18 protein-coding genes are annotated in these 25,595 nt (G+C 60.4%); 6 read left to right on the top strand and 12 right to left on the bottom strand.

Annotation, left to right across the window (positions count from 1 at the left end; all coding sequences use genetic code 11):
• Window positions 1-350: 350 nt before the first annotated feature.
• From VF629_RS01220 to VF629_RS01245, 6 genes are all read right to left on the bottom strand, one after another.
• The gene (locus VF629_RS01220) at window positions 351-1,850 is read right to left on the bottom strand and encodes a di-heme oxidoredictase family protein (RefSeq protein ID WP_331056615.1); all 1,500 of its coding nucleotides are present in this window, start codon (window positions 1,848-1,850) and stop codon (window positions 351-353) included.
• A gap of 507 nt (window positions 1,851-2,357) precedes the next feature.
• Complete coding sequence (locus VF629_RS01225) at window positions 2,358-2,873, bottom strand: GNAT family N-acetyltransferase (RefSeq protein ID WP_331056616.1); 516 nt, start codon at window positions 2,871-2,873, stop codon at window positions 2,358-2,360.
• A gap of 311 nt (window positions 2,874-3,184) precedes the next feature.
• Window positions 3,185-4,756 (bottom strand): ABC transporter permease/substrate-binding protein, encoded by a 1,572-nt coding sequence (locus VF629_RS01230; protein ID WP_331056617.1) that lies wholly within the window; start codon window positions 4,754-4,756, stop codon window positions 3,185-3,187.
• Entirely contained in the window at window positions 4,744-5,973 is a 1,230-nt protein-coding gene (locus VF629_RS01235) for an ABC transporter ATP-binding protein (RefSeq protein WP_331056618.1), read from the bottom strand. The genes VF629_RS01230 and VF629_RS01235 overlap by 13 nt, the downstream gene beginning before the upstream one ends.
• 99 nt (window positions 5,974-6,072) lie before the next feature.
• Complete coding sequence (locus VF629_RS01240; RefSeq protein WP_331056619.1) at window positions 6,073-6,426, bottom strand: ASCH/PUA domain-containing protein; 354 nt, start codon at window positions 6,424-6,426, stop codon at window positions 6,073-6,075.
• A 341-nt stretch (window positions 6,427-6,767) separates the two neighbouring features.
• A complete protein-coding gene (locus VF629_RS01245; protein ID WP_331056620.1) occupies window positions 6,768-8,198 on the bottom strand; it encodes an amidohydrolase family protein in 1,431 nt (476 codons plus the stop codon).
• A gap of 223 nt (window positions 8,199-8,421) precedes the next feature.
• On the opposite strand from VF629_RS01245, the gene VF629_RS01250 reads away from it, so the two are divergent.
• Window positions 8,422-9,414 carry a DUF1028 domain-containing protein gene (locus VF629_RS01250; RefSeq protein WP_331056621.1) on the top strand — a complete coding sequence of 331 codons (993 nt, stop codon included), beginning with the start codon at window positions 8,422-8,424 and terminating at the stop codon, window positions 9,412-9,414.
• A gap of 138 nt (window positions 9,415-9,552) precedes the next feature.
• Window positions 9,553-11,211, top strand: coding sequence for a M28 family peptidase (locus VF629_RS01255; protein ID WP_331056622.1), 1,659 nt, complete (start codon window positions 9,553-9,555; stop codon window positions 11,209-11,211).
• 163 nt (window positions 11,212-11,374) lie between these two features.
• Here the strand turns inward: VF629_RS01255 and VF629_RS01260 are convergent, their stop codons facing one another.
• On the bottom strand, window positions 11,375-12,265 hold the full coding sequence (locus tag VF629_RS01260) for a pirin family protein (RefSeq protein WP_331056623.1): 891 nt from the start codon (window positions 12,263-12,265) through the stop codon (window positions 11,375-11,377).
• A gap of 320 nt (window positions 12,266-12,585) precedes the next feature.
• Between VF629_RS01260 and VF629_RS01265 the strand changes: the two genes are divergently transcribed.
• A complete protein-coding gene (locus tag VF629_RS01265; RefSeq protein ID WP_331056624.1) occupies window positions 12,586-13,677 on the top strand; it encodes a glycoside hydrolase family 43 protein in 1,092 nt (363 codons plus the stop codon).
• Between the two features lie 238 nt (window positions 13,678-13,915).
• Window positions 13,916-14,338, top strand: coding sequence for a BrxA/BrxB family bacilliredoxin (locus VF629_RS01270; RefSeq protein ID WP_331056625.1), 423 nt, complete (start codon window positions 13,916-13,918; stop codon window positions 14,336-14,338).
• 2 nt (window positions 14,339-14,340) lie between these two features.
• Here VF629_RS01270 and VF629_RS01275 read toward each other — a convergent pair whose 3' ends face one another.
• Both VF629_RS01275 and recQ read right to left on the bottom strand, forming a co-directional pair.
• On the bottom strand, window positions 14,341-14,847 hold the full coding sequence (locus tag VF629_RS01275) for an EamA family transporter (protein WP_331056626.1): 507 nt from the start codon (window positions 14,845-14,847) through the stop codon (window positions 14,341-14,343).
• Between the two features lie 194 nt (window positions 14,848-15,041).
• Window positions 15,042-17,246: a DNA helicase RecQ gene (recQ, locus tag VF629_RS01280; RefSeq protein ID WP_331056627.1), complete on the bottom strand. Its 2,205-nt coding sequence runs from the start codon at window positions 17,244-17,246 to the stop codon at window positions 15,042-15,044.
• A gap of 323 nt (window positions 17,247-17,569) precedes the next feature.
• On the opposite strand from recQ, the gene VF629_RS01285 reads away from it, so the two are divergent.
• Together VF629_RS01285 and VF629_RS01290 are read left to right on the top strand one after the other, a co-directional pair.
• Window positions 17,570-18,589, top strand: coding sequence for a KpsF/GutQ family sugar-phosphate isomerase (locus VF629_RS01285; protein WP_331056628.1), 1,020 nt, complete (start codon window positions 17,570-17,572; stop codon window positions 18,587-18,589).
• A 44-nt stretch (window positions 18,590-18,633) separates the two neighbouring features.
• The gene (locus VF629_RS01290; protein ID WP_331056629.1) at window positions 18,634-19,716 is read left to right on the top strand and encodes a mannose-1-phosphate guanylyltransferase; all 1,083 of its coding nucleotides are present in this window, start codon (window positions 18,634-18,636) and stop codon (window positions 19,714-19,716) included.
• Between the two features lie 476 nt (window positions 19,717-20,192).
• Here the strand turns inward: VF629_RS01290 and rlmB are convergent, their stop codons facing one another.
• The 3 genes from rlmB to VF629_RS01305 all read right to left on the bottom strand — a co-directional run bounded on the left by rlmB (window position 20,193) and on the right by VF629_RS01305 (window position 25,590).
• A complete protein-coding gene (gene rlmB, locus VF629_RS01295; protein ID WP_331056630.1) occupies window positions 20,193-21,248 on the bottom strand; it encodes a 23S rRNA (guanosine(2251)-2'-O)-methyltransferase RlmB in 1,056 nt (351 codons plus the stop codon).
• Window positions 21,185-22,483, bottom strand: coding sequence for a GWxTD domain-containing protein (locus tag VF629_RS01300; RefSeq protein WP_331056631.1), 1,299 nt, complete (start codon window positions 22,481-22,483; stop codon window positions 21,185-21,187). Before VF629_RS01300 ends, rlmB begins: the two co-directional genes overlap by 64 nt.
• A gap of 95 nt (window positions 22,484-22,578) precedes the next feature.
• A complete protein-coding gene (locus VF629_RS01305; RefSeq protein ID WP_331056632.1) occupies window positions 22,579-25,590 on the bottom strand; it encodes a DUF2723 domain-containing protein in 3,012 nt (1,003 codons plus the stop codon).
• Between the last annotated feature and the right edge of the window lie 5 nt (window positions 25,591-25,595).

Consider the following 25,595-nt stretch of genomic DNA (forward strand, 5'->3'; position numbering starts at 1 on the left):
CGCTTATTGGCGGGCTTTTTTTATGATTCAGCTTGGCGACGGCAATGTTGGAACCAGCCTTTATACGGTGCTTCAATATAGAAGCAAAAATTGATGATGTCAGGCAACCGCTGCTCAATCATCTTTGGTCCCTCATTAGTAGATGATGAAGACAGCAGCTTGTGCGTGCCCACTCAATGAGTATGCTCACCGCCGACTGATTAAAACAATACCAACCGACTCGTTTGGCGCGGTATGCACCACTATGCAATAAGTAACTCGACGGCTATTTGCCCCGGTCGCGGCGCAAGAAAACGGGCTGCTCCACTGGTGGAGCAGCCCGTTTTGCAACAAATCAAACGGCGTAAAGCTTACAGCGAATTCACGAAAGCGACCAGCGCGTCGCGGTCCGCTTGCGAGAGGTGCTCCACGTACTGCCGCGAAGCTTCGCCTTCACCGCCGTGCCACATGATGGCTTCCATCACGTTGCGGGCGCGGCCGTCGTGCAGATAATTGGTGTGGTTGCTGGTGGTGGCGCTTAGGCCCGTGCCCCACAGCGGGGGGGTGCGCCATTCGCTGCCGCTAGCCAAAAAGTCAGGGCGGCCATCGGCCAGGCCAGGGCCCATGTCGTGTAGCAGCAAGTCGGTGTAAGGGTGAATGGTCTGGCTAGCCAGGCCGTACGGGGCGTTGCTCACGGTTTTCAACACCGGCGTGTGGCAGGCGGCGCACTTGGCCGACACAAACAGCGCTTGGCCGGCCTTTATCTGCGGGCTGCTGCTGTTGCGGGCAGCCGGCACGCCCAGCGTGCCGGTGTAGAAGGCGGTGGCCAACAACCCTTGGGCGTCAATGTCGGTCCCCGTTGGCGCGTCTTTGCTTTCAAGCATGGCCTTGGCTGCGGATAAGCTCGACAGCCCCGAAGTCGTCATGGCGATGCCAGGGCCCTTTTTGTTGCGGCCACCGCCGGGTTCGTTCGACTCCAGCGGGAAGAACGGACTGGTAATGCCCAGGTCGCCGTTGTAGGCGGCCGCGGCTTGCTGCAGCAAGTTGGGCTGGTTGGCTTTCCAGCCGAAGCGGCCCAGCACCACCCGTTGCAAGGCCACGTCCCACACGCGGTTGGGGCGGCCCGAAATCCCGTCCCGGTTGTCGTCGGTCGGGTCGGCCAGCGCCACAATGTCCTTTTCTTCCACGGCTTCGAGCAAGCCCAGGCCCGCCACTTGCCCGCCAATGCGGGGCGAAATCATCACGTCGGAAGGCAGGCTCGCCGTGGGCGTGTAAGTGGGCGTGCGCAGGCTGTACGACTGCCCGTCGATGAAGGCCTTAAGTTGCTCCACGTAAGTGGTGCTCACGTTGCCTTCCGGGCCCACCACGCGAACCCCGTTGCCTACAATGAAGGGCTGAATCTGGTCGCCGATGCCCGGCACCGGGTTCGGACCCCCGTCTTGGTTGGTTCCGGGAATGCTGACACGGAACAAAAGCTGCGGCGTGGCCCTGAGTGGGCTTCGGCCCCCGTTGACGTGGCAGCCGCTGCACTTCTCGTTGTTCCAGAGGGGCGCCAGTTGTTCCAGTGTCCACACTTCTTCGAAGCGCGTGCGGCCCGTGGCGTGAAATTGGAGCTCCTCGGCGGAGAGCCTTGGCGAAGGTGTGCCAAAGGCCATGGCATCGAACACATTGATGGTGTTGTTGCCAGCAGCGGGCCCAGCAAAGTCGGCCTCCTCGTAGACGCCGGTTCGGTTGTCGTCGTCTCCCTTGCCGTCTTGGCCGACGCTTGCTGCCAGCGGCGCGGCGCTTTCCTGAGGACTTTCACAAGCGCCAATCGCGGCTGTGCATAAAATAGCCAGGACCCCCTGGCGAAGGGTAAATGAATTCGTCATAAAAACGAAAAGGGTAATGTTTTGAAATAGAAAAATGGACTGGAATGAGGCCAAGATACGAGGGTTTCTATTGTCAGTTTCTGGGAGTTACAACTTCCTATACCCCCTTCACCTCAAAAATTATAAATGCTATGTTATTATTTCTGGAAATGGGATTTCACGTAATCTTTTTCTCTGCTACCTCACAGTATTTTATTCATCAATAATGTGGAGCTAACAGGTGAAGCGGTTTGAATAAAATTTTTTACAAAAATTCAAAATTTGCTGACATGAACCCCTTTTTTCTTAGAAGGTAAATCATAGAAATAAATACCATAAATTGGTAATATGTAATAGAGTTATGTAAATAGTGATATGACGGCTTCTCAATGCTGCAGTCTTACCCCGGCTCTTGCAGTTGCTAGCGTCCCAGCATTTGCCACCGACTGGAAGCTGCCCTGCTGAGTTGCTACGTTCGTCCGCGTTGACGCGTGCGGAAAGTGGTAGTGCTGCTCACCCAACCGGGGCTTACAGCACTTTTTCCAGCACGGCCAAGGCCAAAGGCTGCCTGGGGATGCCGTAGCGCGGGTCGGTCGGGAACGGCTCGGTAGCGCCGGTTAGGCGGTAGCCCAGCCGCTCATAGAAAGCAATGAGTTCGGCCCGAACGGAAATAACCGTCATTTTGCTCACGGTGCAGCCGTGCTCAACGCCATATTGCTCCGCGGCCCGAATCAGGAATTTGCCCACGCCTTGCCCTTGGTGCGCGGGCGACACCGCCAACATGCCCAGGTACACTTGGCGGCCGGTGGGGTGGGCATAGAAACTGCCCAGCAATTCGTCGTTTTCGTCCAGGCATAGCAGCATGGCCGCTTCGGGCACGGCCAGCATCTCGCACAGGCCTTCTTCGTCAATGCGTTGCCCGTCGAGCAGATGCGCTTCGGTGGTCCAGCCCTGGCGAGAGGTGTCGCCGCGGTAGGCGCTGTTCACGAGCCGAGCTAGGCGCGGGGTGTCGTCAAGGGTAGCAAAGGCGAGGCGGAACGGCATGGGCATGGCGCGAAAATAGCCACTGGCCGGCCCCTTTGAAACAGCCGCTAACGCACCTCCGTCGCCGCCATCGTAGAGAACAGCAGGCCCCCTCCTGATGCCAACCATTAAGCCAGGCCCCCAATCAAAATGCCAATGGGCGTAGTCGCCTATCAGCATTTTGTCGTTTTTCCAGCTTCCAAAAGGAACCAGCCGGCAACCTTGTGGCTCGTACTTTATCTTCTGGGTGGTCCTGTTGCCGGTGCCTTTGAGCCTGTGCAACAGGGAATCCTACAGCGTTCGGCCACGCTGATGCAACCTCAAAACCCGCTCTAGCGCCGCAGGTATTCGCTCAGGTCTGACACCGAAGCAATGCCCAGCTGTCGCGCTTGTTGCTGCCGCATCAGCAGCGCGTAGGTATTGTTGAAACCCAGCGGCGCCAGCCACTCCAGCTGGTAGCGGCGCCGGAACTCCTGCCGCACGTAGTTGAGCACCGCCGCGGGCCGCCCGCCCAGCGAGTCGACCACGGCGGGCGTGGGCTGCAGCAGCACCAGCAGGCCCGTGCCGGTGTATTCCGGGTACAAATCGATGGCGCCATCCCGGAGCGCATCGAAGCAAATGGTAGTGCCGCCCAGGCCGGTTTTGGTTGCCACGGCCAGGTCGGTATTGCCCCGGATGAGAGCGGCATACATCTCCACCAGGATGTATTGCTCCGCAAAGATTTTGGAGCCCAGGCGCACCACCGGTGCACCCTCCACGGTAGGGCGAGGGGCGCGCCACAGGCCGCGGCGGCGCAGGAAGGATTCGGCAATGGCTTGCGGCGACTGGTGCAGGTAGTCGGCCCGGTAGTTCAGATTGGTCATCGCCGTATCCGAAATCTGCCCGTCTAGTTGGGCCAGCACGGCGGCCAGCTCGGGGTGCTCGCGCAGCAGGGCAGGGCGCACCACGGGCACGGCGTAGTAGGGCGGAAACACGCGGCGGTCGTCGTGCAGCACGCGCAGGTTGTAGGCGCGAATGCGTCCGTCCGTGGAGTAGCCGTCGATAAGGTCAACGTCGGCGTTGCGGGCGGCTTCGTACACCAGGGCGGGGGCCAGCACCACGCTGGGCAGGTGCGTCAGCCCGTAGGTTTTGGTGAGGCTGGGCAAGCCGTCGGCGCGGCCTACAAACTCGGGGCTGAAGCCGGCCAACATCTTGCCGCGAGCGCGTGGCAGTAGGTAGAGCGCGCCCAGCAGTGGCAGCAGCACCAGCAAGGTTTTTCCCACTTGGGCCAGGCGGCGGGCGCTCAGCTTCTGCACCCGGCCCAGCACCGCATCGAAGGCCAGCGCGAGCCCGGCGGCTGGCAGGGCCCCTGCTAAAATCATGGCCGGATTATTTAGCGCGATGCCACCGAAAATGAACTCGCCCAGTCCGCCAGCTGCCACGTAAGCCGCCAGCGTGGCCACCCCTACGTTGATGACCGTGGCCGTGCGAATGCCCGCCATCAGCACGGGCAGCGCCAGCGGCAATTCCACCTGGCGCAGCACTTGCGCATCGGTCAGGCCCAGGCCGCGGGCGGCTTCCACCACGGCCGGCGGCACGCCCTGAATGCCCGCCAGCGTGTTGCGAATAATGGGCAGCAGCGAGTACAAGAACAGCGCGAAAATGGCCGGCTTCGGCCCAATGCCCATCAGCGGAATCAGGAAGCCGAGCAGGGCAATGCTGGGCACTGTTTGGAGCACGCCCGCCAGGCCCAGCACCGCCGGTGCCCAGCGCGGTCTGCGCGACAGCCACAGCCCGGCGGGCACGCCCAGCAACACCCCCAGCAGCAGCGAAGCGGCCGTGAGCCCGATGTGCTGCAAGGTTTGCTCGCCCAACTTGCCGGCCTGCTCGCCCCAGAAAGTGAACAGGGCGCTCAGCGTTTCCATGCGTCCTCCTCGCGTTGCAGGGCCTGGCCAAAAGCAGCCATGAGGTCAGCCACGGTGAAGCGCCCGCCGTTGGGCGGGGGCCCCGCGCCGGTCAGGGCTTCCAAGGCGTCGTGCACGGTGGTAGCACCGGTTAAATCGGGGGTCGGACCCCCGATTTCGGTCCTCTCTTGCTCGAAATTGGGGGTCCGACCCCCAAATTTGGTCTTGTTTTGCTCGAAATCGGGGGTCGGGCGCTCGATTTCGACCTTGTTTTGCTCAAAATCGGGGGTCCGACCCTCGAAATCGGCCTTCGTTGGCCCGAAATCGGTCCTCCGCGGCTCAATTTCGGCCTGTGCTGGTTCGATTTCGGGGCGCGGAGGACCGATTTCGTTCTGTTGACTCCCAAAAGGAGGCTTCGGAGGACCGATTTCGAGGCCGGCGGCTTCGAAATTGGGGAAAACGTCGCCCAGCGTAAGGGTGCGCAGCTGCAACGCCAGCCGCTCCGCCACGAAAAAGCGGCGCACGAAGTCATTGGCGGGCCGGAACAGCAGCTCGCGCGGCGTGCCCAGCTGCTGCACCTGGCCGGCGTCGAGCAGCAGGATGCGGTCGGCCAGCTCGAAGGCTTCGGTCACGTCGTGCGTCACCAGCACCACCGTTTTGCTGCGCAGCTCCTCCAGCTCCCGAAACTCGCGCCGGATGCTGGCCCGGGTCAGCGGGTCGAGGGCGCCGAACGGTTCGTCGAGCAGCACAATGGGCGGGTCGGCGGCCAGGGCGCGGGCCAGGCCCACGCGCTGCTGCTGCCCGCCCGAGAGCTGGTGCGGCAGCTGCCCGGCGTAGCGGTCGGGCGGCAGGTGCAGCCGCGTGAGCAGGGCCGTGGTACGCTCCGCAATGGCGGCCGGCGCGTGGCCCAGCAGCCGCGGCACCACGGCCACGTTTTCGGCCACGGTGTAGTGCGGCAGCAGCCCCACCTGCTGAATAACGTAGCCCATGCCGCGCCGCAGCTCCTCGGGGCGCTGCGATTGCACGTCGCGCCCGTTGATTTCCACCGTGCCGCCGTCGGGCTCAATCAGCCGGTTGAGCATCTTGAGCAAGGTGGTTTTGCCGCAGCCGCTGGGGCCCAGCAGCACAAGGGTTTCACCGCTGGCCAGCTCAAACGACACGTCTTGCACCACGGCGTGGCCACCAAAGCCCTTGCTGAGGTGGGTGGCGCGAATGACGGGTGCGGGAGCGTCGGGCATGGCGAGGCAAGGTAAACCCAACCGATGCGTCGGTGTTCGTCGGCCCACAAAAAGGCCCAACGCGGGCGGCGGTGGGCTCATTAGATGTTGGCAGGAAGTTTACCAGAGGCGAATGTCGGTGATGCCGGCCGGGATGGGCGGCAAGTCGCTAAAGCCCAACACGCACCAGTTGTCTTGCACGCCGAAGGCGCCGCCTTGCAGCACGTAGCTCACCCAGCGGGTGATGGACCGGCCGGTGTACTGCTCGCCTTCGGGCTCGAACTCGCGGAGGATGAGCTGGTCGCCCACCTGGAAGTTGCGGTCGTTTTCGCGGACGTCGAAGGGCTTGTTGCCGGCTTTCACGGCGGCAAAGCAGGAGGGCCAGGTTTTCAGTTCGTGGGTCTGCCGTTGGGCCGACGGCGGTATCTGGAACTGAGGAACAAACTGCTCGGAAAAAATTATATTGCTAGTCATGGTAAGGGTCGGTTAGGGAAGGAGCGCGGGCCAAGGCGAGGGAGCAGGGAAATAAGCTGCGCCGTTTTCGCGGGCTAGGGGCTCAGTTTGATGCACAAACTATTTTCTCAAGGTAGGAAAAAAGCGAGTGATGATTTGGTCCAAGATTCTTTAACGCGAAGCAAATCAGACTAGTTCACCCCAAAAACAAGACCGAAATTCAACGTAGCTCAACGTTTTCAAGCCTGAAAAACAGCCTGCCACAAACGATTTTCCAAGCTGCTGATAGGCTTTCGGCCCCCGCCTAGCGTTGCGTTAACTGGTCCCAAAAACCGCTCGCCCTACTCTGCGAAAAAGATAAATTAATTCAGCCCCACTTTCCCCTTCATCGACTCAAACAGCTTGACGGAGTCGAACCCCACGCCGTTTTTGAACACAATCTCCATCTGCCGCACCTGCTGGATGTCCTTCTCGGGGTCGCCATTAATGAGCACCAGGTCGCCCTGCTTCCCAGCCTCGATGGTCCCGATTTCCTTCTCGCGGCCTAAGTAGGTGGCCCCGTTCAGCGTGCTGACTTTGATGGCCTGCACCGGCGTGAAGCCGGCCTCGACCAGCAGCTCAATCTGGCGGCGGTTGGAGTAGCCGGCAATGGTGCGGCCCGCGCCGGTAGGGTCGGTGCCGGCCACAAGCAGGCCGCCCGCGTCGTAGAACTGCTTTTCCCAGGCCATGTTCTTTTTGAACAGGCGCACGCTGGCGGTGTCGCGTTGCTGGTTCTGCTTCCAGGTGGCGGTTTCGCGTTCTTGCATTTGCGGAATGAGGGCCTCCAGCCCGCCGCCCAGCACCACCTCGCGACCGGTATAGGGCTCAAACACCGTGAGGGTGGAGGTGAGGGCCACCTTCTTGCCCACCAAAAACTTGATGAGACTGGTCATTTCGGGGCTGTTCACGGGCAGGCGCAGCAGGCTTTGGCGCACATTGTTGTCGCACACGTCGGGCGCTTTGTTGGGCACGAAGTCCGAGCTGGCCATGAAGCCGTGCTCCAGGTTGTCGATGCCGATTTCGGCGGCCTCGCGGTAAGTGAGGGCGCAGAGGTGACCCGTTATTTTGAGGTTGCGGGCATGGGCCTCGCGCACCACGGCGGCCAGGTCGGCACGGGTGGCGTGCATGTACATCTTGAAGGACGTGCAGCCTCGGTCGGCCCAGTACTTGGTGGTGGCGGCGGCATCCTCGGGGCCTTTCACGGTGTTCAGGGCCGGGATGTCCATACTGGGTTCTTCGATGTATGGTGCCGTCACGTCCATGTCGGGCCCGATGAGCTTGCCCTCGCCAATCATGCGCTTAATGGCCAAATCGGTTTGCGGCTCGATGCTGCCGGCCGTGCGAATGGTGGTGGCGCCCCCAGCCAGGTAGAGGCGCGGGAAGGAGTAAGGCATCTGCGCAATGTTGAAGTAGCCGCCCACCGGCATGGTGTAATACAGGTGCTCGTGCAGCATTACCAGGCCCGGAATCAGCGTTTTGCCCGCGCAGTTGATGACTTGCGCCCCGGCTGGCACCTTCACCTTCTTTATGGCGCCCACCTGGGTGATGCGGCCATTTTGCAGCAGTACCGTTTGGTGCAGCAGGGCCGGCCGCCCAGTGCCGTCTATCACCTTGGCGTCGGTGAGGGCCACCACGGGCGCGCTCACTTTGATAAACTCCTGCACCTGTGGGGTAAACTGCTGGGCGTAAGCAGCGGCAGTAACGCTTCCTAGCAAACACGTGGTGAGCGTCAGACGGCGGGCAAAATTTTTCATAGGCGGGGATGGATGGCTAGCTGTAAGCGAACAGGCAAAGGGCTGCAAATGAACTCTCGCGGCAGCGACAAACCTTTACAGCTATATGTTTTTACTAAAAATAATTGCCCTGCCTTTAAATATTATCAACGGGAAGCTCACTTTGTTGCCAGGTCTCTAACGTCAGGCTTCTCGCTTACTTTGGGGCCTCGTTCCATTCTCTGGCCTCAATTCCGCCTACCCAATGCTCCAAAAGTACCTGCTGTCGTTGCTGTTGCTCCTGTTGTTGCGTCTGCCGCTGGCAGCGCAGATGTATTCTACCACCGACCCATTTGCCCACACCTTCAGCATTGTGGCGCGCGACCCAGCAACCGGCGAGATGGCCGTGGCCGTGCAAAGCCACTGGTTTTCGGTGGGCACGTCGGTGAGTTGGGGCGAGGCGGGCGTGGGCGTGGTGGCCACGCAGTCGTTCACCAACAAATCCTTTGGCTTGCGCGGGTTGGCATTGCTGAAAAGCGGCAAAACCGCCCAGCAGGCGCTGGATGAATTATTGTCCAACGACGAAGGCCGCGACGTGCGCCAAGTCGCCATTCTCGATAACCAGGGCCGCGTGGCCACGCACACCGGCAAAAAGTGCGTCGAAATGGCCGGGCACCAGCAGGGCAACCAGTTTTCGGTGCAAGCCAACATGATGCTCAACGCTACCGTGTGGCCCGCCATGGCCAAAGCCTACGAGCAAAACGCCAAACTGCCCCTGGCCGAGCGCGTGCTGGCGGCCCTCGACGCGGCCGAAGCCGTGGGTGGCGACATCCGCGGCCGGCAGTCGGCAGCCCTACTCGTGGTGCGCGGCACCACCACCGAAGGCCCCTGGGCCGACCGGCTGGTGGACCTGCGCGTGGATGACCACGCCGCCCCGCTGCCCGAACTGCGCCGCTTGCTCAGCCTGCATCGCGCCTACGAACACATGAACGCCGGCGACCTCGCCGTGGAGAAAAACGACATGCCCACCGCCATTCGCGAGTATGAGGCCGCCGAAAAGATGTTCCCCAAAAACCTGGAGATGAAGTACTGGCACGCCATCACGCTGGCCAACAAGCAGCAGGTGCCCGCCGCCCTAGCCCTGCTCCGTCCCATTTTCAAGCAGGAGCCCAACTGGCGCACCCTCACCCAGCGCCTGCCCAAAGTGGGCCTGCTGACGGTAACGGACGCGGAGCTAAAGCAGATTTTGGCACTGTAATAGCCAGCTGCCGGTGTCATGTCGAGCGCAGCCGAGACATCTCGCGTGTGGTAGTGAATTAATCGTAAGGACGAAGCGAGCGAGATGTCTCGGCTGCGCTCGACATGACGTTCTTTGGGTTCTAATTCCAGTCTTATTATGAAAACTACTTTTCTAAAAACAGCCTTTGCTAGCCTGCTCATCACCAGCACGGCCCACGCCCAGGCGCCCCTCACGGTGACCGCTCCCGTCAAGCAGGTGCTCGACCAGGTGCAGCCCGAAGCCATCAAAGCCCACATTGCTTACCTGGCCGACGACAAGCTGCAAGGCCGCCAAGCCGGTACGCCCGGCTACCAAATGGCCGTCGACTACGTCACTAAGCAACTGAAAACTTTGGGCGTGCAGCCCGCGGGCCAGGGCGGCACCTATGTGCAAAAGGTGATGCTACGCAAAGCCTTCATCAAGCCGGGTGCCACGTTCGCGGCCCGCGACGCGCAGGGCGTGGCCCCGCTCACGGCCGGGCAGGATTACGTCATTTACCCCAGCCCCGAATTGCCGGCCACGGCTGTTACGGATGCGCCGCTGGCCTTTGCGGGCTATGGCATTAGCGCGCCCGACCTGGGCTACGACGACTTCGCTGGTCTTGATGTGAAGGGCAAAGTGGTGATAATTGTGCGCGGGGCGCCCAGCACGTTTGCCTCCACAGTAGCTGCTGCCAGCCAGGATTTGTCGGTCATTCTGCAAAACGCCGTACGCCGCGGCGCCGTGGGCCTGATTGTGGCCTCGCCGCGTGCCCGCACCCTACCCGACGTAAAGCGCGGCACCTACAGTGTGCTCGGCCCCAATGGCAAAGTGGCGTCGTCGCGCTCCTTCGCGGTGGGCAGCAAGCAGCAACTCTACGCCACCATCAACGGCGCCACGCTCCAGCGCTTCATGCAAACCGCGGCTTTGGACACGGCCACCGTATTTGCGTCGCTAAAAAGTGGCAAACCCGCTTCGGCCGTGTTGAAAGCTACGGTTTCGGCTAGCGCGCAATCCACGTATCAGGACATCGAGAGCTACAACGTGGTGGGCAAAGTCACGGGCTCCGATGCCAAGCTGAAGAACGAGTACGTGGTGCATTCGGCTCACCTCGACCACCTGGGCATCACCGCGCCGGTGCAAGGAGACTCCATCAACAACGGCGCTCACGACAATGCCTCGGGCGTGTCCTGCGTGCTGGAAATTGCCAAAATCTACTCCAAACTGAAGGAGAAGCCCAAGCGCAGCATGCTCTTCGTGTTCATGACTAGTGAAGAACTGGGCCTGCTCGGCTCGGCTGCCTTCGCTGCCAATCCCACCGTGCCCAAGTCCAGCATCGTGGCCGACGTGAACATGGACATGCCCACCATCATTGCCCCGCTGCTGTCAGTGGTGGCGCTGGGCGGGCAGCATTCCACCCTCATCGAGCCCGTAAACAAGGCCACGGCCTACATGGGCATCACCTTGGAGCAGGACCCCGAGCCTGAGCAAAACCGCTTCATCCGCAGCGACCAGTACAACTTCGTAACGGCCGGCATCCCCGCCCTGCACATCAAATACGGCAACAAAACCGCCGACGGCAAAAACAACCTCAACGAGACCGTGCAGAAGTGGCGCGCCGTCACCTACCACAAGCCCCAGGACGACATCAACGGCACTTTCGACTTCGAAGCCGGCAAAAAGTATGTCCAACTCTGCTTCCTAATCGGCTACCAAGTAGCGCAAAACCCCACGCGCCCCACTTGGAACAAAGGCGACTTTTTCGGCCAGCGCTACGCCCAGAAGACCGGGCTGTAAGGAGCAAGCCAAGCACGCATAAAAAGCGTCATGCTGAGCGCAGCCGAAGCATCTCTGCCGCGCAACTAATCCACTTAAAAGGATTTACTGCTGCGGTAGAGATGCTTCGGCTGCGCTCAGCATGACTGTTTGGTTTTTGGGCGTCAGGCGGCCTCTGCTTTACTTATTCGTCGTCCTCAAACTTGCCCATTGCGCCGCTCTCAAAGTCAGCAATGGCCTGCATCAGTTCCTTGTTGGTGTTCATCACAAACGGCCCGTAAGTAGCTAGCGGCTCTTCGATGGGCTCGCCGGCTAGCACCAGCACGATGCTGTCCTCGGTGGCGGTGAGGTGCGCTTCCGGCGAATCCCAGCCCAGCACCACGAGCTGTTTGGTGGCGGCGGGGAGGTTGCCGTGAAGCTGCACGTCGCCCTTTACGATGTAAAGGCCCACGTTATAGTCAGCGGGCAAATCCAAGGTCAGTTCGGCGCCTTTGGGGAGGTGCACGTCGAGCATCGTCATGGGCGAGAAGGTGGTGGCGGGGCCGCTCACGCCTTCGTAAGTGCCCGCAATCACGCGGATGGTGCCTTTGCCGTCGGGCGTGGGCAGGGTGTTGATGGCCGAGGAAGGAATGTCCTGATAGTTCGGCGGGGCCATTTTGTCCTTCTTGGGCATGTTCACCCACAGCTGCACCACTTCCAGGGTACCGCCTTGGCGGGTGAACTCCTTCTCGTACAGTTCCTCGTGCATGAGGCCCGCGCCGGCCGTCATCCACTGCACGTCGCCGGGGCCGATGTTGCCGGCGTGGCCCGCGGTGTCGCGGTGAGCCAGTACGCCCTGGTACATGATGGTGACGGTTTCGAAGCCGCGGTGGGGGTGGGGCGGCGAGCCCAGGGGCGTCTCGCTCGGCACCACCGTCATGGGCCCGATGTGGTCGATGAGCAGAAAGGGGCTGAGCTGGCGAATGCGCGGCCCGGGCATGGGGCTGGTTACCAGGAAGCCGTCGCCCACGGCTTTCTTGTTGCCGTCGATGACCTGAAATACTCTGCGGAAAGAAGTAGCGACGGAGGTGTCCATGAATAGCGAGGAAAAGTGGGGGGTGGCGGCCAGGGCCTAGCAGCCGTTTACTAAAAGCAGTTGGGGGCAAAATAGTTATCTATTCCGCCTCCCCTAAACGGGCTTTTACCGAGCAGGTTTTGGCCAACCTATCACAATCGGTTTCGGTAGTTTTGGGTTAAAAAGCATTATCAATCAATCGGTTGCACGGATAATCGGCGCGTCTATATTTACGCGCTGTTTCGAATCAACTTCGTCCTCGCAGAGCGGAAAACCCGCTTTTGCATCCATTGAAAACCGCCTTTATATTCTAAAATTCCCCCATGCGAATTACCCCCACCATGAAACTGACTGCCCCGGTGCTGGCCGCCTCCCTGGCGTTGCTCGGCGCCTGCCAAAGCAACAACTCAACCTCCGAAACCGCCACCAACGTCGCGGTGCCGCAAGCCGATACCACGGGTGCCAAAAAGCCGCTCTCGGAGCCACTGGTGCGCGACATCTACACCGCCGACCCGTCGGCTCACGTGTTCGAAGGCAAGATTTACATCTACCCCTCGCACGACATTGAGGCCGGCATCCCGGAGAACGACAAAGGCGACCATTTCGCCATGAACGACTACCGCATTCTGTCGATGGACAGCATTGGTGGCAAGGTGACCGACCACGGCGTGGGCCTGGCCGTGAAAGACATTCCCTGGGCCGGCCGCCAGCTGTGGGCGCCGGATGCGGCCTTCAAAAACGGCACCTACTACCTCTACTTCCCGGTGAAGGACAAGCAGGACGTCTTCCGCATGGGCGTGGCCACTAGCAAAACCCCCGCCGGGCCGTTCAAAGCCGAGCCCACGCCCATTGCCGGCAGCTTCAGCATCGACCCCGCCGTGTTTACCGACACCGACGGCACTTCCTATATGTACTTCGGTGGCCTCTGGGGCGGCCAGCTCCAGCGTTGGCAGGGAGGCAAGTACAACCCCAACGCTGCTGAAAAAGAACCGAGTGGCAACGTGCCGGCCCTCAACGCCCGCATGGCCAAGATGAGCGCCGACATGAAGCAATTCGACGGACCCGTGAAGGAGTTAGTCATTGTGGACGAAGCCGGCAAACCCCTGTTGGCCAGTGACAACAAGCGCCGTTTCTTCGAAGGTGGCTGGATGCACAAGTACAACGGCAAGTACTACTTCTCGTACTCCACCGGCGACACGCACTTGCTGGTGTACGCCACTAGCGACACGCCCACCGGCCCCTTCACCTACAAAGGCGTGATTATGGAACCCGTGCAGGGCTGGACCACACACCACTCTATCCTGCCCATCAAAAACAAGTGGTACATCTTCTACCACGACACCCAGCTATCTGGCAAAACCTGGCTGCGCAACATCAAAGTCACCGAGCTGAAGCGCAACGCCGACGGCAGCATCCAGACGATTGTGCCGTAAACTTTCTCCCTCTTTAAAGAGAAGACGGAAAATTGTAGCGCGGACTTTTAGTCCGCGAGTGCGCTAATTGTTCACTCGCGGACTAAAAGTCCGCGCTACTTCTGTTCTACCTGTTTCACAAGATAGCAGGCCAGGGGTGAAGCTCTGCGCACCGAAACTTTCCGAAGCCGCTGATGCTTTAGGCATTCGTACTTTTGTGCCGCACGCGGCCCCGCCGCTTTTAACATTACTTACGACAATGGCAGTTTATCCCGAATACATGGTGGCGCCCATCCGCCAAGACCTCACCGAGGTTGGTTTTGAGCAGTTGATGACCCCCGAAGAAGTAGATTCCGCACTCGCTTCGAACGAAGGCACCGTGCTGGTGGCCGTGAACTCGGTGTGCGGTTGCGCCGCCGCCAAGGCCCGCCCCGCCCTGAAAATGGCCCTGGCCAGCGCCGACAAAAAGCCCAGCAAGCTCGTGACCGTGTTTGCCGGCATGGAGACCGAAGCCGTGGCCAAGATGCGCGAGCACCTGCTGCCCTATCCTCCCTCGTCGCCCTGCATCGCCCTGTTCAAAGACGGCGAGCTGGTGCACATGATTGAGCGCTACCACATCGAAGGTTCCGACGCCATGCGCATCGTGAACAACCTGCAAGGCGCGTTCGAAGAGTATTGCTAAGCCTAAACCCGAGCCGTTGGCTTGGCTTTGTGAATGGTCGCTCCGGTTTCGGGGCGACCATTTTCTTTGGGGGCCTCAGCCTTCGCCGAAGGTTTGGCCGTGGCAATCAAAATAGCGCCGCCCGCCATTAGCACCGCGCCGGCCACCACTTGCCAGCTGAGCTTTTCCTTGAGAAAAATGGCAGCCAGCGTCACCGAAAAAACCAGCGCTACGTTGGTGAGCGGCGACACCCGCGAGGCATCGCCAATGGACAACGCCCGGAACGAGAGCAGCGAGGATGCCGCCGTCAAGATGCCCGCAATAATGAGAAATACCCAGCTGCGGCGCTCAATCCGGCTGATATCAGGCAGCAGGTTTTGCCAAAGCACCGTGCCCCACGAAACTATCAGAATCAGCACGGCTTGCACCGCAAAAGCCAGGCTCGGCGGCACGCCCCGGATGCCCGCCTTCGAGAGCGTGACCACCGTGGCAGAGACCAAAGCCGCCATTAACGCAAAAGCTATCCACATATAGGACCTGGGAAATACCTGCTAAGCAGCGGCTAAGCACGTCTGCCAATACGCTGCGCGCGCGGCAGAGTTGGAGCCAGCCGCCTCGAAGCTTGACAACCAACAAAAAGGCCGCTTCATTCAAAGCGGCCTTTTTGCACTATGTAGTTTTTGCGAGTCTCAATGCCTAAGTCATTGAGCTCGATGGAGTAACGTTAGTTGGCTACTTCGCTAATGAACTTGATGCGCACCAACCGCAGCTCTTCTTCGCTGAATTCATCACCGAGTTCCTTCATGGCCACGGCAATGTTGTCGGTGGTAGCCGACATAAAGTAGTCGTAGATTTCCTCCTGGCGCTCTTCTTCCACCATTTCGTTGAGGTAGTAGTCGATGTTGAGGCGGGTGCCGGAGTAGCAGATGTGCTCGATTTCCTCCATCAACTCGGCCATCGAGATGCCTTTCGAGGAGGCCACGTCTTCCAGCATCATCTTCTTATCGATTTGCTGGATGATGTAAATCTTGATTTTCGAGCGGTTGACGGCCGACTTTACTACCACGTCCTCGGCGGTAATGATGTCGTTGTCTTCCACGTACTTCTTGATGGCGGCCACGAACGGCGCACCAAACTTCTGAGCCTTGCCCTGGCCCACGCCCGACACATGCGTAAGGTCGTGCAGCGTGGTGGGGTAGGTAGTAGCCATTTCCTTCAGGCTCGGGTCCTGGAAGAGGACGTAGGGCGGCAGGTTCTTCTGCTTGGCCACCTGCTTGCGCAACTCCTTGAGCTGGCTAAACAGCGCCTCGTCGTGGCCGGCGGCGTGCTGCACTTCTTCCTTCTCCTCGTCCGCCTTCTGCTCGGCGTCGAAGTTGTGGTCCTTGGTGAGCGTGATGGAGTGAGGATTCTCAATGAAATCTATGCCCTTGTCGGTGATGCGCACCAAGCCCAGGCTGTCAATGTCCTTCTCCAAAAAGCCGTTGAGCAAGCACTGGCGCAGCACCGAATGCCAGAACTGCGCGTCGCCCAGCTCCTTGCCCTGGCCGTACACCGGCAGCGCATTATGGGCGTAGCTCTCGATGTGCGGGTTGCTCAAGCCCAGCAGCACTTGGCCGATGTGCGTGAGGTTGAAGCGGGCTTCGGTCTGCACCACGGCGCGCAGGGCCAGGCCCACGGCCTCTTTGCCCTCAAACCGCTCCTTGGGGTGCTTGCAGTTGTCGCAGAAGCCGCAGTCCTGGGTCAGCACCTCGCCGAAGTAATGCAGCAGCTGCCGCCGCCGGCACACCGACGACTCGGCGTAGTTGGTCATCTCAGCCAGCAGCTGGTGGGCGTTGTCGCGCTCGGTCACCGGCTTGTCTTTGCTGAACTTCTCCAGCTTCAGAATGTCGTCGTAGCTGTAGAACATCAGGCAGTTGCCTTCCAGGCCGTCGCGGCCGCCGCGGCCGGTTTCCTGGTAGTAGCCCTCGATGGATTTGGGCGCGTCGTAGTGCACCACAAAGCGCACGTCGGGCTTGTCGATGCCCATGCCGAAGGCAATAGTGGCCACAATCACGTCGCACTCCTCGTTGAGGAAAGCGTCCTGGTTGTCGATGCGCACTTGCTGGTCGAGGCCGGCGTGGTAGGGGCGGGCGCGCACGTCGTTTACGCGCAGCAGCTCGGCTATTTCCTCCACCTTCTTGCGGCTCAGGCAGTAAATGATGCCGGCCTTGCCCTTGTGCTGCTTCACGTACTGAATCAGCTGCTTCTTGGTGTTGTGCTTGGCGCGCACCTCGTAGTAAAGGTTGGTGCGGTTGAAGCTGGTCTTGAAGACACTGGCGTCGTCCATCTGCAGGTTCTTCTGGATATCCAGCTGCACTTTGGGCGTGGCCGTGGCCGTGAGGGCAATAATGGGCACGTTGCCGCCCAGGTTATCAATGATGCCGCGAATCTTGCGGTATTCAGGGCGGAAGTCGTGGCCCCACTCCGAAATGCAGTGAGCCTCGTCGATGGCCACGAAGCTGATGGTGCTTTTCAGCAGGAATTCAATAGTGTCGTCTTTGGTAAGACTTTCCGGGGCCACGTAGAGCAGGCGAACGTCACCGTTCATCACGTCCTTCTTCACCCGGTTCATCTCCGTCTTGGTCAGGGTCGAATTGTACACCTGAGCATTAACTCCGAAAGCCCCAAGTTGGTCTACCTGGTTCTTCATCAGGGCAATAAGCGGCGAGATGACGATGGCCGTGCCCGGCACCACCAAGGCGGGCAGCTGGTAGCACAGGCTTTTGCCCGCGCCCGTGGGCATGATGACGAACGTGTTGTTGCCGGCTAGTACATTCTGAATAACAGCTTCTTGTGTGCCCCGAAACTGGCCGTAGCCGAATACCTCTTTAAGTGTATGTTTCAAATCGGCGACGAGCGCCGAGGATTCTTGCAGGGCAACAGATGGCATAAGACGTAAACTACTAGTGGGAAACGGATAGAAGCACGGTTCTTAACGAAGATAAGCACGCCAATTGCTTTTTATCGTGAAAAATGGTGTTTTTCTTGAATTGTGGAAAACAATTTCTTCACATAAAAAATCCGTCATTCGGGTTGTCTATAAGCAAATGTCAGACCAACAGCGAGTTTAGCTTGACCGGCGCGAAATGGATTTTTGGCGAATTTCGAGCAGAACATTCCGCCCATTTTTCCCGGGAATTTTTGAGTGAGGGTGAAGGCACGGGTGGCTTAGCTTCTTTCAGCGAATTTTGCATTCTCATCACCCCCTTTGCCATGTCCGCTTCCGCCAACTTTGCTGAACCATCTGTGCCCGGCCCGGCGCCGGCAGCCACCGACGTGCTGGCCATTGCCCGCCAAGTACTGCACGCCGAGGCGGCGGCTCTGCACGACGTGGCCGCCGCCATCGCGGCTACGCCCGACTTTGAAAACTGCGTGCAGGCCATCCTGCGCCTCAAAGGCCGGGTGGTGGTGACGGGCATCGGCAAAAGCGCCCACGTTGCCGGCAAAATCGTGGCCACGCTCAACAGCACCGGCACGCCGGCCCTGTTCATGCACGCCGCCGACGCCATTCACGGCGACCTGGGCATGATTCAGCCCGAAGACTTTGTGGTGGCCATCAGCAAGAGCGGCGACACGCCCGAAATCAAAGTGCTGGTGCCGCTGCTGCGCCGCAAAGGCGTGCCGCTGGCTGCCTTAGTCAGCAACGCCGACTCCTACCTGGGCCAGCAGGCCACCTACATTCTCCACGCCCCGGCCAAGAAAGAAGCCTGCCCACACAACCTGGCGCCCACCACCAGCACCACCGCCGCTATGGCCCTGGGCGACGCCTTGGCCGTGTGCTTGCTGGAAAGCCGCCAGTTCACTGCCGCCGATTTTGCCCGCCTGCACCCCGGCGGCACCCTTGGCAAGCGGCTGTATTTAAAAGTAGGTGACCTGAGCCGCCAAAATCAGCGCCCCCACGTAGCCGAAACCGCCCCGCTGCGCGAGGTGCTCCTGGAAATATCGGGCAAGCGCCTGGGTGCCACGGCCGTGCTTAACCCTGCAGGCCAGCTGGCCGGCATCATCACCGACGGCGATTTGCGGCGCATGCTGGGCAGCTTCTCCGACCTGGAAAAATTGCAAGCCCGCGACATTTTGACCCCCCACCCGGCCACCATCGACGTCGAAGATTTTGCGGCTGAGGCCTTGGCTCGGATGCAGCAGCGCAACATCACCCAACTGGTAGTAACGGAAAATGGCGAGTTTGCTGGGTTTATCCATCTGCACGATTTACTACGCGAAGGCTTGGTGTAGCCCGCCTGCCGCGCCACACGGGCCGCGTGCCTAACTTTGCCCCAATGAATTCTACGTACCTCATCGTAATGGCTGGTGGCATCGGCAGCCGCTTTTGGCCCTTTAGCCGCACCAATCACCCCAAGCAGTTCCATGACGTACTGGGCGTTGGCAAGTCCATGCTTCAGCTTACCGTCGACCGGTTTGAAGGCGTTTGCCCGCCGCAAAACGTGTTTGTGGTGACCAACCGCGACTACACCGAGTTGGTGCAGCAACACCTGCCCCACCTGCCGGCCGACCAGATTCTGGGGGAGCCCATTGGTCGCAACACCGCGCCCTGCATTGCCTACGCCAGCTACCGAATTGCTCAGCGCGACCCGCAGGCCACCATCATCGTGACTCCGGCCGACCACGCGGTGTTGCGCGAGGATGAATTCCGCCGCCTCATCAGTACGGCGGTAGCCGCCGCCCGTGCCAACGACGTGCTTATCACGCTTGGCATCCAGCCCTCGCGGCCGGATACCGGTTACGGCTACATCCAGTATATGGACGAGCAGTCGTTGCCCGGCGGCGAGCTGCACAAGGTGAAAACCTTTACCGAGAAGCCCAATCTGGAACTGGCCCGCATGTTTGTGGAGAGCGGCGATTTCCTGTGGAACTCCGGCCTCTTTGTGTGGCGCGCCGACGTGATTCTGTCCGCTTTCCGCCAGTACCTGAGCGACATCTCTGATGTATTTGACGAGGGTGCTGACCAGCTGGGCACACCCCAAGAGGAGGACTTTATCAGCGAAGCTTATTCGCGCTGCCGCAACATCAGCATCGACTACGGGGTGATGGAAAAGGCTGACAACGTGTACGTACTGCCCGCCGACTTTGGCTGGAGCGACGTGGGTACCTGGGACTCGCTGCACCGCATTGGCAAGCACGACGACAACGGCAACATGATAAACGGCGACGTGCTGCTGTACGACACTACCGGCTGCGTCATCAAAACACCATCGGAACGCCTCGTGGTAGTGCAGGGCCTGGAGGACTACATCGTGGCTGAATACGACAACGTACTGCTCATCTGCAAGCGCAGTGAAGAGCAGCGCGTGAAGGAGTTTGTGGCCGACGTGAAAGCCAAGAAGGGCGCGGGGTATAATTAGGTCGACTAAACCTCACCCTCGGCTCCTCTCCAAAAAAGAGCAAAGTCTGACAATAAACCACAATAAAAAAGCCCGCTTGTAAGTGGGCTTTTTTATTGTGGTTTACCAACGAATCCAACGCAAAAACTGGTCAAATTTTTCTATCCCAACATCGGGTAGGTAATGCCTATGAAATTCAGGCTGTTCTTGGCCATAATTACTTACGCTCGAAGCGAAGTATTCGAAATGAAAAAGTTGCTTTTGACGGTCAAAATCAACACAGAGTATCTCAGAATCCTCTAACGGCTCATGGTTGCTTATAATCAGCTTATCCAGTGAAGTGTAAGCGAAAAGACGTTGCGACGCGCCCGATGAAAGAATGTACTGCACTAGTGCCAACATTCTTTCGTGCCCCCAGCCATGATTATTCAGGTCTTGGTAAAAGGCAGCGATGTATTCCCAGCTTTTTGGTTGCGTCTTTATCGCCATTGGACCTATTAAACGCTTACGCGTTGCCGGGCCACTTCAAACAGCATGATGCCGGCGGCTACGCCCACATTGAGCGACTGAATCTGGCCGGTCATGGGCACTTTTAGCTTCACGTCGGCTAGGTTCAGTAGGTCGGGCGAGATGCCGTCTTCCTCCGAGCCCATGAGCACGGCCACCGGGCCGCTGAAATCAACTGCGGCGGAGCCCACGGCTTCATCGGCTTTCTCGGTACAGGCCACTACGGTGATGCCCGATTGCTGAAGGAAGCGGATGGTTTCGTGCAGGCTCACTTCGCGGCACACTGGCAGGATGTTGAGCGCACCGGCCGAGGTTTTCAGCGCGTCCCCGTTAATTTGAGCGGCGCCGCGGCTGGGTACCACAATGGCCTGCACGCCCAGGCACTCAGCCGTGCGGGCAATGGCGCCAAAGTTGCGCACGTCGGTGATGCGGTCGAGCAGCAGCAGGAAGGGCACTTTGCCTTCCTCAAACAGCCCGGATACGATGTTGTCGAGCGGAGCGTAGTCGATGGGCGACACGAAAGCCACCGCACCCTGGTGGTTTTTGCGGGTCAGGTTGTCGAGCTTTTCCACGGGCACCATCTGCACCTGAATGCCGGCAGCGCGAGCGGCCGTCGAGATGTCCGTTACTAGGCTGTTTTTGGTGCCGCGCAGCAGGAAAATTTTCTCCAGCGTGCGGCCCGCGTTCAGAGCTTCTAGGATTGGACGCAGGCCAAATAGCATGTCAATGCTAGACGCCTGAGCAGGACGGTTTTCGTAGCGAGGCCGGTCGTTGCCGCCTTCATTGCGCTCGCGGTAAGGCGGGCGGCTGTCGCTCCGCTCGGGGCGGGGAGCGCGGCCTTCGGTGGCGTCGTCGCGGTTGTCGGAGCCGCCGCGGCCACGGGGGCGGGCGGGGCGGTCATCAAACTCGCTGCCGCCACGGTCGGGGCGAAACTGTTTGGGGGTGACGGGGCGGTTGGCGCCGTCGTAAAAGCGGCGGCCGGCTACCGGTCTTGCGGGTCGGTTCGGACGTTCGGGCCGGTCAGGGCGGTCGGTGGGGTTCTCCATTTTTCAACGGCGGCATACCAGAGCAATTCGTACTCAGGCCGGCGCACCAATTCGTAGTAATCAGGCGCAAAGGTACTCGGCCGCGGGCGGAAGGTGTACGTAATGGGCCCGCCGCCCAAGCTGCCTTCTGGATAAAACCACCGCTCCTCGCCGTTGTAAAGGCGGCGCACGCTGGGCGGGGCACCCATTACCACGTACAGCAAGCCCCGGTCGGTGAGCCAGCCGGCCTTGTGCGCGGCGAAGAGGCGGTTGGCCGCCGTCACGCGGCCATAGTACCGTCGTATCAGGTCTTTACCCAGGTTTTGGTTGCCTTGGGCGATGTCGAGCCAAAACTTATCCACGGCCCGCTTGGGGTCGGGCGCATCGGTGAGGCGCTGGCGTTCCTGGCTAGTGGTGAGGTAGCGTAGGGGCTCGATAAGCTCGGACGCGGTGGTTAGGTCTGGGTAAGAATTGGCCGCTACCATCACGGCCAGCGGTGGGGAAGTATTGCCGGAGCCCACGCGCAGCGCATACAGGCCCGCCTCGGCAAAGCGCAGCCGCTCGCCGGGTTGGGTTTCGGCTGAGTCGAGCACAGGCAGCACGCGGGGGCCAGCCGGCAGCGCCGCGCGGTTGCTCATGGGCGGCAAGGCGGGCACGGGGTTCACGGCGTAGCGTTTCCAGCGCACGGGCTGGAAAATGCCGTAGCTGTCGACACCGAAGGTCTCGCCGGCTTGCACGTAGCGCCGAAATAGCGGCAAGCCCGCCGAGTCCGTGAGCACAAACGGCCGGGCGAGCTGAGCGGCGGTTAGTTGCAGCCAGGCGGTGGTAGCGGGGTCTTGGTAGTTGTCTTTGGCGTCGGGAATGTTCGTTTGTAGCTGAAGCACGGCTCCGGCTGGCACGCGCGCCGCCGCCACGCAAAAGCTGACGTGCACGCTTACTTCAGTACCGGGCCGTGGGCGTTGCTGGCGGCGCGGAATGCTGTCCTGCCACAGCGGCTGCTTGGCTTCGTAGCTGGGCCACGCCACCAACAGCAGCGGGTGGCCCGGGCCCAAGCGGGCCGGGGCGGGCAGGCGCAGGTAGAAGCGCAAGCTGTCGCCTTCGCGGCGCGTGTCCACGTCCAGGTGGGGGGCGTCGCGGTAGAGGCCGGCGTAGTCGGGGCGCGTGGCCAGGGGCGCGAAGGCCATCATGCCCGCCAAGGCAAGCCCAGCTAGTGCCGCATAACTCGCAGTTTGCATCACCTTATCGATAGGAGCCATGGATGATTCGACAAAGGGTGGTAGCGCGTTAACGAAAAAGGCGCCGATTTGTATGACAAACCGGCGCCTTCCCTAAAGTTACTTACTGCGGCTGTTTACCGCGGGTAATACTGGTTCATGAGGCCGATGGCCTTTTCGCTGCGGGCTTTGTCGCCGCTGAGCTCGGCGGCGCGGTACACGCTTTGCAGGCCCAGCAGGTAGCCGCGCTGGTCGTCCTCGAAGAGGCTGGCGTCGGGTTTGGTGGCGTAGTAGGCCAGCATCTGCTCCGAGCGGCGCGTCATGGTGTCCATCAGCTCGTTGGCTCGTTGCTTCTCACCGCCGGCTATCAAGGCGGGCACGAGCTGGGGCGAATAGTAGTCGTAGGGAATGGCCTGGTTAGGCATCAACTCCAGACACTTCATGGCTACTTCCTTGGCCTTGGCCACATTGCCTTCTGACATGTAGGCGTTGGCCAAGCGCGCGAACTTGTCGCGGTAATTGGCCGGGAAGCGCAGGTTGTTCTCGTCGTAGAAGATGTTCGGGTTCTGCAGGCCGCGGTACTGGAAATCCTTCAGCAGGTGCTGGTAGGTGATGTCCTTGGCCACAAAACCCTCTTCGCCGCTGCGGGGGTCGTAGTTTGGGTCTTTCAGCGGGAGCAGGCGGTAGGCCATGCCCTCCATCTGGAAGTAGGGCTGCAGGTTCATGTAGTCGCTCGGGTTTACCGTGCTGCTGAAGTAGATGGGCCGCTTCCAGTTGTTGGTGGCAATCATGTCGAGAATCACCAGGTTTTTCTTCTCGATGGCGCGCTTGCCCATGCTCCAGTCCATGCGGGCCACGAGCTGCTTCTCCCGGTCTTTGGGGATGATGCCCAGTTTCTTCACCGCCGCCGTGTCGACGGGCAGGTAGAAGTTGGGCGTTGGGAACGACATCATGCCAGGGCCGTTCTCCTGGTACTGCACTTGCAGCAGCGGGTTGTTGTCCTGAACCAATTGGATGAACTCCTTCAGGTTTACGCTTTGCACGGCTGGGTTGGCGGCGTAGGGCAGCATGTCGTTGGTGCCTTGGGCGTACCGGTCCTCGCCCATGCTGATGGGGAAGGGTTCCGACAGGTAGGAGCGGCGCTTCATCTGGGCAATGTACCAGTCGGTGTTCAGGTAGCTGAGCACGGCCACGCGCACGTCGGTGCGCACTCCTTCCACCTCCTGAGCGTACCAGAGCGGGAAGGTATCGTTGTCGCCGTTGGTGAACAGAATGGCGTTTTTCTCGCAGCTATTCAGCAGGTTTTTGGCCGAGTCCACCGAGTTGTAGCGGTCGGAGCGGTTGTGGTCGTCCCAGCCCTGAGCCACCATGATGCCCGGAATCAGCAGGCCCGCTGCCAAAGCCAAGCCGGCCCGCAGGCCTTCGGCGCGTACCACTTTGCTTAGCAACTCGGCCACGCCTAGCACGCCGAGGCCTATCCAGATGGAGAAGGCAAATGTGGCGCCGGTGAAGGTGTAGTCGCGTTCGCGCGGTTCGCGCGGCGGCTGGTTGAGGTAGAACACGATGGCCAAGCCGGTCATCAGGAATAACAGGCCGGTCACCCAGGCATCTTTGCTGTCGCGGCGGCTCTGGAAAAACAGGCCGATGAGGCCCAAAATGAGGGGCAGGGCCAGGAAGTTGTTGTGCGCCGGGCTTTCGCCAATGCGCGGCGGCAGGGCCTGGGCGCTGGGGCTAAACGGCGTAACCACGCCCGCCTGCTGAATGTCGGACTCGCGGCCCACGAAGTTCCACATGAAGTAGCGCCAGAACATGTGGCCCATCTGGTAGCGGAACAGGAAGCCCAGGTTCTGGCCCATGGTGGGCTTCACGCCGTCCTGAATGTCCACCCACTTCTTGTAGTTGGCAATTTGGTCGGGCTCGTAGCTGTAGATGCGTGGGATGAGCGACTTGTCCTCATCGCGGTACACGGGCTCCTGCTGGCGGGGCAGAATTTCCTTGTAGGTGTTGGTTTGCGGGTCGCGGGCGTAGCGCGGCGCACCTTCAGCGTAGTCGACGGGCTGGGCCTGGAACTGCGGGCCGTAGAGCAGGGGCCGCGAGCCGTACTGCTCCCGCTTGAGGTAGCTCACGAAGCTGAGCACGTCCTCGGGGTCGTTCTCGTTGATGGTCGGCTTGAACGAGCTGCGGATGGGCACAATCAGGTAAGACGAGTACCCAATCAGAATGAACACGAAGCACAGCATGCCCGTGTTCAGCAGCTGGCTGCGGTACTGCTTCGAGAGGCGGAAGCCGAGGTAAATGAGCCCGGCAAACAGCAGCAGGAAGATAATCAGGCCCGAGTTGAAGGGCAGGCCGATGGTGTTGATGAAGAACACCTCGAAAGCGCCCGCCAGCGTGGGCAGGCCCGGGATGATGCCCACCATGATGGCGCCCACGATAATCATGGTGACGACCAGCACGATGATGCCGCCCCGGGTGGTGGGGTTGGCGGTGCGGCGGTAGTAATAGATGAAGCCCAGCGCCGGCAGCGTGAGCAGGTTGAGCAAGTGAACCCCGATGCTGAGGCCAATGACGTAGGCAATGAGAATGAGCCACTTGTCGGAGTCAGGCTCGTCGGCGTGCGCTTCCCACTTCAGCATTATCCACACCACGGCGGCCGTGCACAGCGCCGACATGGCGTACACCTCGCCCTCCACGGCGTTGAACCAGAACGAGTCAGAGAACGCAAACGCCAGGGCACCCACCACGCCCGCGCTCAGAATGAGCAAACGCTGGTAGCCGTTGGGCTCGATGGCTTCGGCGTTGAGGCTGCTGTTGCCCACGGCTTCGCGCAACACCAGCTTGCGGGCCATGCGGGTGATAATCCAGAACAGAAACAGGACCGTGAAGGCGCTGCTCAGGGCCGAGAGGCCGTTGATGAGCACGGCCACTTTGGTCACGTCGCCGAAGGAGAACAGCGACATCAACCGGCCCAGCAGCAGGAAGGTGGGCGCGCCCGGGGGGTGCGGCACCAGAAGCTTGTACGAGCAGGCAATGAATTCGCCGCAGTCCCAGAACGAAGCCGTAGGCTCCAGCGTGAGGAAGTAGGTGACGGCAGCGACGGCAAAAACGAGCCAGCCGAGGAGGTTATTCAGGCTTTTGAAGGAACGCATAGAAA

The sequence above is a fragment of the Hymenobacter sp. genome, from assembly GCF_036388155.1.
In the GTDB taxonomy this organism is placed as follows: Bacteria; Bacteroidota; Bacteroidia; order Cytophagales; family Hymenobacteraceae; genus Hymenobacter.

Bases quoted from the DNA above. Each gene is read 5' to 3' on its own strand.
- VF629_RS01265 (WP_331056624.1), top strand. From the start codon at position 12,586: ATGAAACTGACTGCCCCGGTGCTGGCCGCCTCCCTGGCGTTGCTCGGC.
- VF629_RS01220 (WP_331056615.1), bottom strand. From the start codon at position 1,850: ATGACGAATTCATTTACCCTTCGCCAGGGGGTCCTGGCTATTTTATGC.
- VF629_RS01235 (WP_331056618.1), bottom strand. From the start codon at position 5,973: ATGCCCGACGCTCCCGCACCCGTCATTCGCGCCACCCACCTCAGCAAG.
- rlmB (WP_331056630.1), bottom strand. From the start codon at position 21,248: ATGGAGAACCCCACCGACCGCCCTGACCGGCCCGAACGTCCGAACCGA.
- VF629_RS01275 (WP_331056626.1), bottom strand. From the start codon at position 14,847: ATGTGGATAGCTTTTGCGTTAATGGCGGCTTTGGTCTCTGCCACGGTG.
- VF629_RS01305 (WP_331056632.1), bottom strand. From the start codon at position 25,590: ATGCGTTCCTTCAAAAGCCTGAATAACCTCCTCGGCTGGCTCGTTTTT.
- recQ (WP_331056627.1), bottom strand. From the start codon at position 17,246: ATGCCATCTGTTGCCCTGCAAGAATCCTCGGCGCTCGTCGCCGATTTG.
- VF629_RS01285 (WP_331056628.1), top strand. From the start codon at position 17,570: ATGTCCGCTTCCGCCAACTTTGCTGAACCATCTGTGCCCGGCCCGGCG.
- VF629_RS01260 (WP_331056623.1), bottom strand. From the start codon at position 12,265: ATGGACACCTCCGTCGCTACTTCTTTCCGCAGAGTATTTCAGGTCATC.
- VF629_RS01245 (WP_331056620.1), bottom strand. From the start codon at position 8,198: ATGAAAAATTTTGCCCGCCGTCTGACGCTCACCACGTGTTTGCTAGGA.
- VF629_RS01255 (WP_331056622.1), top strand. From the start codon at position 9,553: ATGAAAACTACTTTTCTAAAAACAGCCTTTGCTAGCCTGCTCATCACC.
- VF629_RS01270 (WP_331056625.1), top strand. From the start codon at position 13,916: ATGGCAGTTTATCCCGAATACATGGTGGCGCCCATCCGCCAAGACCTC.
- VF629_RS01300 (WP_331056631.1), bottom strand. From the start codon at position 22,483: ATGGCTCCTATCGATAAGGTGATGCAAACTGCGAGTTATGCGGCACTA.
- VF629_RS01250 (WP_331056621.1), top strand. From the start codon at position 8,422: ATGCTCCAAAAGTACCTGCTGTCGTTGCTGTTGCTCCTGTTGTTGCGT.
- VF629_RS01240 (WP_331056619.1), bottom strand. From the start codon at position 6,426: ATGACTAGCAATATAATTTTTTCCGAGCAGTTTGTTCCTCAGTTCCAG.
- VF629_RS01290 (WP_331056629.1), top strand. From the start codon at position 18,634: ATGAATTCTACGTACCTCATCGTAATGGCTGGTGGCATCGGCAGCCGC.
- VF629_RS01225 (WP_331056616.1), bottom strand. From the start codon at position 2,873: ATGCCGTTCCGCCTCGCCTTTGCTACCCTTGACGACACCCCGCGCCTA.
- VF629_RS01230 (WP_331056617.1), bottom strand. From the start codon at position 4,756: ATGGAAACGCTGAGCGCCCTGTTCACTTTCTGGGGCGAGCAGGCCGGC.